The organism is Enterobacter sp. Sphag1F (assembly GCF_014193275.1).
Taxonomy (GTDB): domain Bacteria; phylum Pseudomonadota; class Gammaproteobacteria; order Enterobacterales; family Enterobacteriaceae; genus Pantoea; species Pantoea symbiotica.
Genome location: NZ_JACHZD010000002.1, coordinates 1,142,647 through 1,151,470, shown reverse-complemented (window position 1 = coordinate 1,151,470; position 8,824 = coordinate 1,142,647). Strand labels below are relative to the sequence as shown.

Sequence of the window (8,824 nt, the reverse complement as noted above, 5' to 3'; positions counted from 1 at the left end):
ACCTGACCCCATGCCGAACTCAGAAGTGAAACGCCGTAGCGCCGATGGTAGTGTGGGGTCTCCCCATGCGAGAGTAGGGAACTGCCAGGCATCAATTTAAGACCCGTTATCGGGTCGTGACCTTCCCGGTGACGCGGGAAGGGCGAAACACCTGAAATCAGAACGATTGTCTGATATCAGTACAGAATCGGTGGAGCGGTAGTTCAGTTGGTTAGAATACCTGCCTGTCACGCAGGGGGTCGCGGGTTCGAGCCCCGTCCGTTCCGCCACTTAATTGATAAGCCCTGACTGAAAAGTCAGGGCTTTTTCATGTCTGTAATTCCGCTAATATTATTGATAAAAAATCAAAATTCTTCTGCTTATAAGCGGATTTTTCAGCAACAATAAACCTGCCAGAATAGTTCCCATCGAAACATAACGCTATCCGATGAGGAAATCATGACAATCCCCGCCTTTGGTTTAGGTACTTTCCGTCTGCAAGACGATGTTGTAATCCATTCAGTTAAAACTGCTTTAGAACTTGGCTATCGCACATTAGATACCGCGCAAATCTATGAAAATGAAGCAGCTGTGGGTCAGGCGATCATTGAAAGTGGCGTAGCACGTGGCGATTTGTTCGTTACTACCAAAATCTGGATTGAGAATCTTGATGCTGAGAAGTTGATTCCCAGCTTGAAAGAGAGCCTGGCAAAACTGCGCACTGATTATGTCGATCTCACCTTGATCCACTGGCCTTCTCCGGGAGCGGCGGTATCAGTGAAAGAGAGCATGTTGGCATTGATGGCAGCAAAAGAAGCTGGCCTGACGCGTCAGATTGGTATCTCAAACTTCCCAATCGCCTTGATGAAAGAGGCGATTGACGCGGTTGGTGCAGAAAATATTGCCACTAACCAGATTGAGCTGCATCCTTTCCTGCAGAACCGTCAGGTGGTTGAATTTGCTAGAAAGTATGGTCTTCACATCACTTCTTACATGACGCTGGCTTATGGCGAGGCGCTGAAGGATCAGGTAATCAACGCAATTGCACAGAAGCACAAAGCTACTCCAGCTCAGGTGGTTCTGGCATGGGCGATGAAGTTAGGTTACGCGGTGATCCCGTCATCCACCAAACGTGAAAACCTGGCGAGCAACATGACAGCAGTTGATCTGCAGTTAGATGATCAAGATATGGCAAATATTGCCGCGCTGGATCGTCAGCAGCGTTTAGTGAGTCCTGAAGGTCTGGCACCAGACTGGGATTGATCGCTACTTACCTCTTCAGCCCTGCACTCGCCAGGGCTGATCTTTAACCCATTCACTTAGAAAATCGATAAACGCCCGAACGCGCTGACTAACTCCCAAGTCGCTGTAATAGACCGCGTTAAAGGGCATCTCGACTGGAACGCGATGTTCAGCTAGCAGTTCAATAAAAGTGCCATCCGCTATCTCTTTATCCACCATAAAATCTGATAAACACGCGATACCTTGATCGCCTAGCACTAGCTGTTTGAGCGTTTCGCCGCTGTTAGATGACATGCCCGGCGTGATGTCATAAAGCTCGCCACCTTCATCTGCGACAGGCCAGCGATTTAAGCGTGGCGTTTCAACGAAGCCAAGGCATTCATGCTGCACTAAATCAGCTGCCGATGCTGGTACGCCATATTTCGCCAGATAAGCCGGCGTGGCCACTAATTTGCGATAACTAATAAAGAGCAGACGAGCGCGCAACGTAGAATCCGTCAAATTGCCGGCGCGAATCGCCACATCGACTTTACGTTCGATGAGGTTAATAAAGCTCTCCGAAGAGATCAGCGATAGCGTGACGTCTGGATAGCGCTCACGAAAGGGTTTAATCATCGGCAGTAAAAGATGCAGAATCACGGGCGTAGCTGCATCAATACGTAGCACGCCCTGAGGTGCCAGCTGACGCTCAATCAACTCGCTCTCGGCGGTCGACATCTCCTGCATCAACTTTTGCACGCGGCGAAAATAGTGCTCTCCTTCATGAGTGAGCGCTAACTGACGCGTAGTACGCGTTAAGAGCGCCACGCCCAGCTTGTTCTCCAGCTTTTTAACCGTGCGGCTTACTGCTGAATTGGCCATCTGCAACTGTTCTGCTGCCCGACTAAAGCTGCCGCTCTCCACCACAGCGATAAACACCTTAAGCTCATCTGACGATGCCTTCATTATCCCTCCAAAAGCAAATGTCTATTCTTACTTTGCATCTTTTTGTCATTAAAGCATGAGGCAATACTAACGCCCATCAAAACTTCATGGGAGTTAATCATGCCACTTGCACTTTGGGCGCTGACAATCAGTGCCTATGCGATCGGAACGACAGAATTTGTTATTGTCGGGCTGATCCCAACCATCGCTGAACAACTCAGTATTACGCTGCCTTCCGCAGGAATGCTGGTCTCTATTTATGCTTTGGGCGTTGCCGTTGGCGCTCCGGTGTTGACTGCTTTGACCGGTAAGTTAGCGCGTAAGCAATTATTAATGGGATTGATGGTGCTCTTTACCGTTGGCAATCTGGTTGCCTGGTTGGCACCAAACTATGAAACGCTGGTCATTGCCCGACTGCTTACCGGCCTGGCTCACGGTGTGTTCTTCTCTGTCGGTTCCACGATAGCGACCAACCTCGTAAGCAAAGAGAAGGCAGCGAGTGCCATTGCCATCATGTTTGGCGGTTTGACCGTAGCGTTGGTGACTGGCGTGCCGTTGGGTACGCTCATCGGGCAACACTTTGGCTGGCGTGAAAGTTTCCTGGCTGTGTCATTGCTGGGCGTCATCGCTCTGGTGGCAAGCCAACTGCTTATCCCGCGTAACATTGCTCAACCACCGGTAACAACGCTGGCCCAGCAGGCTCGCGTGATGATCAATCCACGTCTTCTGCTGATTTATGCGATTACCGCGCTGGGTTATGGTGGCGTATTTACTGCCTTCACATTTCTTGCGCCAATGATGCAGTCGCTGGCTGGCTTTTCACCTACCGCAGTGAGTGTGATTTTGCTGGGTTATGGTGTGTCGGTCGCCATCGGTAATATCTGGGGCGGTAAGTTGGCCGATCGCCGTGGCGCGGTTCCTGCATTAACACTGATCTTTATGGCGCTGGCCATGCTGCTGATGGTGTTCCAGTTTACCGCCAGCATGCACTTTATGTCAGTGGCAACAGTGTTAGTTATGGGTATCTTCGCCTTTGCCAACGTGCCGGGTTTGCAGGTTTACGTGGTGCAGAAAGCTGAACATTATGCGCCAGGCGCGGTAGATGTTGCATCAGGCCTCAATATTGCGGCCTTCAATATCGGTATCGCTCTGGGTTCCACAGTAGGTGGTTATATTGTCGAGCATTATGGACTGGCGCAAACGCCGTGGGTTGGTGCGGTGATTGTGCTTGGCGCGCTGCTGCTGGTGCGATTGAGTGGTCAACTCGATAAACCTAAAACGGCGATAGCGATGGAGTAACACGCGCAAAAGCCTGCCAACTGGCAGGCTTTTGCATTGGTATGCTGTGAGGCGAATTCCGACAATCAAGAACACCAATTGAAACCCCGCGCTAAAATCCCTATAACAGTCAGGTGAAGTACGAGTCGTAAACCAGTCAGGCGGGAAAGTGCGGAAAAAAACTTATTCAATGCGTTATGTAGCAGGTCAGCCAGCAGAGCGGATCTTTCCGCCGGGGGCAATGCTGCATCTTGGGCAGGCATTACCGCCTGGCGCACCTTTGCCAGCCGATCCCACACTGCGAGTCTTAGTCTGGAATATCTTCAAGCAACAGCGCGCAGACTGGATGTCGGTGCTGCAAGGTTTTGGCAAAGATGCCCACCTTGTTCTTCTGCAGGAGGCGCAAGCCACGCCCGAACTGGTCAAATTCGCCACCAGTAACTATCTCGCGGCCGATCAGGTGCCAGCCTTTGTTCTACCGCAACATCCTTCTGGCGTCATGACGCTGGCATCTGCGCATCCTGTTTATTGCTGCCCACTACGCGAGCGTGAACCGCTGCTACGTTTAGCCAAATCTGCGCTGGTCACGGCATATCCGTTGCCGACTGGCGAAATGCTGATGGTAGTAAATATCCATGCAGTCAATTTCAGTCTCGGTGTCGATGTCTACAGCAAACAACTCGGGCCGATTGGAGAACAGATTCAGCACCATCGCGGTCCGGTGATCATGGCGGGGGATTTTAACGCCTGGAGTCGTCAGCGTATGAATGCGCTGTATCGCTTTGCGCGGGAGATGTCACTGCGTGAAGTGAACTTCACCGATGACCATCGACGTAAAGCCTTTGGTCGCCCACTGGATTTCGTTTTCTACCGTGATATGAAGGTCAGTGAGGCTTCTGTGCTGGTGACGCGCGCCTCAGACCACAATCCGCTGCTGGTTGAGTTCAACTCTCTCTACGGTATCGAGCGTTAGGCCAATACGCTCTTGCTCCCATCTAGCAACAATCGAAGTCATACTGCGAAGGGTAAGTTAGTGCCTGAACAGGCGATATGCAGAATTCAGCGGAAGCAGAAAATGAAAAAGGCTGACAAAAGTCAGCCTTTTCGGGGCATTAGGTATCAGGTGTTGCGCTATTATTCACAAACAGCGTGAGCTTGTCGCCCGGCTGAATGTCTTTAGCGTCACTGTTCCAGCGCATAACATCTTTGGTATTCACACCGTGACGTTTTGCAATACTGGCAAAAGAATCACCCTTACGTACACGATAGGTGATGCTGTTGCCGTTATCAGCCAATTGCGTGCTCGCTTTGCCGCTTACGGTCAGAGTCTGACCGGTACGAACTGAAGCGCTGCGCAGATTGTTCTGCTGTTTCAGTGCACTGACGCTTACGCCAAGCTTGCTGGCAATACCAGACAAGGTGTCGCCTTTGCGTACCGTGTAGCTGTTTCCTGCCGCGCTGACTTTCGCCATCTCGGTAGGCTGCACGGAAGCGATATCACCGGAAGCCAGTGAATCGCGCAACTTAGCAACGTTGGACTTCGGCACCATAATGTAGTGCGGTCCATTTGGCGCTGTGGCTCCGTTTTTATAACCGGCATTAAATGTCTTCAGCTTGCTGAGAGACATACCGGCCATATCGGCGGCCTGCGTCAATTCAATCTGCTGTCCCACCTCTACGCGAGCTAATGCACGGCTCTCGTTCGGGGTCGGCAGTTTGATACCGTAACGCTTGTTGTTCTTGAGAATCTCACTCAAGGCCAACATTTTAGGTACGTAAACCGTGGTCTCGCGTGGCAACGATAAATTCCAGAAGTCAGTCGGCTTACCGCGCGCCTTATTCTGTTTCATCGCCTTCAGCACACGTCCTTCACCGCTGTTGTAGGCGGCGATGGTCAGTAACCAGTCACCGTCAAACATACCGTTAAGACGCTGCATCATATCCAGCGCTACTTTGGTCGAGGCCACCACATCGCGGCGTCCGTCGTACCATTGGTTCTGTTTCAAACCATAGTTTTTGCCCGTTTGTGCAACAATCTGCCAAATGCCGGCGGCATTCGCAGAAGATGTTGCGTGTGGGTCAAAAGCGCTCTCCACTATGGGTAGCAGTACCAGTTCCATCGGCATTTTACGTTTCTGTATCTGCTCGACTATCCAGTACATGTACGGCTCTGCCCGTAATGTTACATCGTGGAGATAGCTCTTATTTTTTAAAAATTTTGTTTTTTGTTCGCGGATCCGGCTGTTTTCCGGAATCCCCATCTTCAACTCGTCACTAATGTGATTCCAGAGATCAGTATCTTCTGCGAGGCTTGTTCCATCATCCTGCCATCGCGGCGACAACAATCGATCTCCGTACTTTCCATTTTCACCTTGACCAGCTGAAGACAGACTCTGGGCATGCTGTACGGGGATATTGGCGTCATTCCTTGATGCCTGACATCCCACCAGCAAGACCGAGGCGAGTAAGATCGCTTTAGCCTTCATGTGTGTGTCAATAGTTCGCTTAAAAGACGAGCAACTATACGTGACGGTCCACCACAACACAACCTCAAATATCAAAAGCGGTCTTTCTTCTCGCGTAGATCGGCGAAAGTTTGCCATAATGCTGACGATGACACATTAGTGCCTAAAGCCTGTTGTAAATCAGCGTCTTGCGTGCGTAAAAATAAATTTATTTCCCGCTCTAAGGCCAGTTTTGTCGGTAAAGTAATGCGGTTTTCTGCGCGTAAGTCCTTAATTTGCTGATACCTTGCCAAAATTTTAGGGTCATGGGGCAGAATAGCCGCAGCAAACTTCATATTGGATAAAGTGTACTCATGCGCACAGCAAACAAGAGTATCTGCAGGGAGTTGATTAAGCTTTTGAAATGATTCGAACATTTGTTTTGCGGTGCCTTCAAATAAACGTCCGCAGCCACCGGAAAACATCGTGTCTCCACAGAAAAGATAAGGAGAGCTGAAATATGAGATATGTCCTAAAGTGTGACCAGGTGTTGCGATGACACGGAAATTAAGCCCAAGAACTGTAAATTCATCGCCTTCGGCCACAATATGCTTTGCCCCTTTATCTGCAGTTTCCTGTGGACCGAAAACCGCCAAATCGGGATAGTGCTGCAACAGCTCATCCACGCCGCCGACGTGATCGTGATGATGATGCGTCAGCAAAATCGCCACGGGTTGCCAATGATTAGCCCTGATTTTATCCAGCACCGGCTGTGCTTCGCCGGGATCGACAATCAGACAGTTATTGTCATCGTCCGTCAGTGTCCAGATGTAGTTATCCTGCAATGCGGGAATGCTGGTAAGATTCATAAACACCTCTCAGGTCGTAGAAAAAGGAAAATGGTAGAGCATGAAGCCGGCTAAAACACGCCAAATCCTGACTGCACCGCGCTCCTGGCGCGATATGCCAATGGGAGACTATTTTCGCGACGCGCTCACTCAGCAACTGCAGCCTTATCTCGGGAAGCTGTATGGCTTTCATATGCTTAAAATTGGCAGCCTCAGCGCAGAAATCAACACCAGCCAGTGTGCCATATCGCATCAGGTGAATGTGGGCATTGAGGGCGATGAGTTACAGGTTATCGCCAATAACACACAATTACCCTTTGAATCTAAATCAGTTGATGCCTGTTTGCTGGCGCACACGCTGGCGTGGAGTCAGGATCCGCATCGTGTGCTGCGCGAGGTGGATCGGGTATTGATCGATGATGGCTGGATGATCATCAGCGGCTTCAATCCTTTCAGTCTATTAGGGATCAGCAAAGGCATTCCGGGATTACACTCGCGCGCGCCCTGGAGTGGAAGGATGTTTAGCCAGGTGCGATTGCTCGACTGGCTGGGCCTGCTGAATTATGAAGTGGTGTACCGCACGCGTTTTCAGGTGGTGCCGTGGCATCGGCAGGGCGGCAGGGTGATCAGCGCGCATTTACCGGCGCTCGGTTGTTTGAACATTGTGGTGGCACGTAAACGCACGTTCCCGTTAACGCCCACCAAAATGAAGAAGAATCTGAGTCAAAGCCAGCTACGTCAAACGGTTAACGTTACGCGCCAGTTTCGTGAAGTGAAGGATCAGGATTCAACCTGATAGCCGATATCATCCTGGGTAGGATTTCCCGCCGCGCTGCGTGCCAGTTCGTCGCAGCGTTCGTTCTCAGGATGCCCCGCGTGACCTTTTACCCATTCCCATTTAATTTCATGGTTGCTGAGCGCCACATCGAGGCGTTTCCACAGATCGACATTTTTCACCGGTTTTTTATCGGCGGTTTTCCAGCCGCGCTTCTTCCAGTTGTGGATCCAGCTGGTAATGCCCTGACGAACATATTGGCTGTCGGTGCTAAGCACCACCTCACACGGCTGCTTTAATGCTTCGAGCGCCACGATAGCCGCCATCATTTCCATGCGATTGTTGGTGGTGAGGCGATAACCCGTACTGAACTCTTTTTCATGCGCGCCATAACGCAAAATGGCGCCGTAGCCGCCGGGACCGGGATTCCCAAGGCAAGATCCATCGGTGAATATTTCTACCTGTTTGCGCATCTCTGGTAGACTTCCTTCTGACAAAACGCCAAGTCTGACATAAAACGAGTCCTATGAGCACTGCAAATAACCGCCAGATCGTCCTCGATACCGAAACCACCGGCATGAACATGATCGGTGTGCATTATGAAGGACATCGCATCATTGAAATTGGTGCGGTTGAGGTGATCAACCGTCGCCTGACCGGCAACAACTTCCACATGTATCTGAAGCCCGATCGGCTGGTGGATCCGGAAGCGTTCGGCGTTCACGGTATCGCCGACGAATTCCTTGCTGATAAGCCGATGTTTGCGGATATCGCCGACGAATTCCTTGAGTACATCCGTGGCGCGGAACTGGTGATCCATAACGCATCGTTCGATATCGGCTTTATGGATTACGAATTCGGCATGCTGAAGCGGGATATCGGCAAAACCGAAACCTTCTGCCAGATCACCGATAGCCTGGCGATGGCGCGTAAGATGTATCCCGGCAAGCGCAACAGCCTCGATGCGTTGTGCAACCGTTATGAGATAGACAACAGCAAGCGTACGCTGCACGGCGCACTGCTCGATGCCGAGATTCTGGCCGAAGTGTTCCTGATGATGACCGGCGGTCAGACTTCGCTGGCCTTTTCACTCGATGGTGAGCAGAACAATCAGGGCGGCGGTGAGAACATTCAGCGGATAGTGCGCCCGAGTTCAGGTCTGCGCGTGGTCAGCGCCAGCGATGAAGAGATTATTGCGCACGAAGGTCGTCTGGATTTAGTGCAAAAGAAGGGCGGTAGCTGCCTGTGGCGTGTGTAAAACGGCTGATTTTGCGTGGAAAATCGACGTTAAGCTGAAAAAAACGCCAAACGAAACATTCCCACATAAAAAGCGT

8 protein-coding genes, 1 tRNA gene, 1 rRNA gene and 1 pseudogene are annotated in these 8,824 nt (G+C 50.9%); 7 read left to right on the top strand and 4 right to left on the bottom strand.

Going from position 1 to position 8,824, the window contains the following annotated elements; all coding sequences use genetic code 11:
- From rrf to dkgB, 3 genes are all read left to right on the top strand, one after another.
- Positions 1 to 90 (top strand): 5S ribosomal RNA (gene rrf / locus FHW71_RS10855); the annotation flags it as partial.
- 102 nt (positions 91 to 192) lie between these two features.
- A tRNA-Asp gene (locus FHW71_RS10850) sits at positions 193 to 269 on the top strand.
- 169 nt (positions 270 to 438) lie between these two features.
- Positions 439 to 1,242, top strand: a complete 804-nt coding sequence (gene dkgB / locus FHW71_RS10845; RefSeq protein WP_179451776.1) for a 2,5-didehydrogluconate reductase DkgB — start codon at positions 439 to 441, stop codon at positions 1,240 to 1,242.
- A gap of 15 nt (positions 1,243 to 1,257) precedes the next feature.
- On the opposite strand, the gene yafC is transcribed toward dkgB, so the two are convergent.
- Positions 1,258 to 2,166: a DNA-binding transcriptional regulator YafC gene (gene yafC, locus FHW71_RS10840; RefSeq protein WP_179451775.1), complete on the bottom strand. Its 909-nt coding sequence runs from the start codon at positions 2,164 to 2,166 to the stop codon at positions 1,258 to 1,260.
- Positions 2,167 to 2,265: 99 nt separating this feature from the next.
- Here yafC and FHW71_RS10835 point away from each other — a divergent pair, with 99 nt between their 5' ends.
- Positions 2,266 to 3,444: an MFS transporter gene (locus FHW71_RS10835; RefSeq protein ID WP_179451774.1), complete on the top strand. Its 1,179-nt coding sequence runs from the start codon at positions 2,266 to 2,268 to the stop codon at positions 3,442 to 3,444.
- A gap of 148 nt (positions 3,445 to 3,592) precedes the next feature.
- The gene (locus tag FHW71_RS10830) at positions 3,593 to 4,396 is read left to right on the top strand and encodes an endonuclease/exonuclease/phosphatase family protein (protein WP_008105211.1); all 804 of its coding nucleotides are present in this window, start codon (positions 3,593 to 3,595) and stop codon (positions 4,394 to 4,396) included.
- A 139-nt stretch (positions 4,397 to 4,535) separates the two neighbouring features.
- Here the strand turns inward: FHW71_RS10830 and mltD are convergent, their stop codons facing one another.
- Both mltD and gloB read right to left on the bottom strand, forming a co-directional pair.
- Complete coding sequence (mltD, locus tag FHW71_RS10825) at positions 4,536 to 5,909, bottom strand: murein transglycosylase D (RefSeq protein ID WP_036648534.1); 1,374 nt, start codon at positions 5,907 to 5,909, stop codon at positions 4,536 to 4,538.
- A gap of 71 nt (positions 5,910 to 5,980) precedes the next feature.
- Positions 5,981 to 6,736 (bottom strand): hydroxyacylglutathione hydrolase, encoded by a 756-nt coding sequence (gene gloB, locus FHW71_RS10820; RefSeq protein ID WP_179451773.1) that lies wholly within the window; start codon positions 6,734 to 6,736, stop codon positions 5,981 to 5,983.
- Between the two features lie 40 nt (positions 6,737 to 6,776).
- On the opposite strand from gloB, the gene FHW71_RS10815 reads away from it, so the two are divergent.
- The gene (locus FHW71_RS10815) at positions 6,777 to 7,511 is read left to right on the top strand and encodes a class I SAM-dependent methyltransferase (RefSeq protein WP_061723590.1); all 735 of its coding nucleotides are present in this window, start codon (positions 6,777 to 6,779) and stop codon (positions 7,509 to 7,511) included.
- On the opposite strand, the pseudogene rnhA reads toward FHW71_RS10815, so the two are convergent.
- Positions 7,496 to 8,063: pseudogene (gene rnhA, locus FHW71_RS10810) on the bottom strand (ribonuclease HI). The gene FHW71_RS10815 and the pseudogene rnhA overlap by 16 nt on opposite strands.
- Between rnhA and dnaQ the strand changes: the two are divergent.
- The gene (gene dnaQ / locus FHW71_RS10805; RefSeq protein WP_154183866.1) at positions 8,017 to 8,748 is read left to right on the top strand and encodes a DNA polymerase III subunit epsilon; all 732 of its coding nucleotides are present in this window, start codon (positions 8,017 to 8,019) and stop codon (positions 8,746 to 8,748) included. The pseudogene rnhA and the gene dnaQ sit on opposite strands and share 47 nt — an antisense overlap.
- Positions 8,749 to 8,824 lie beyond the last annotated feature (76 nt).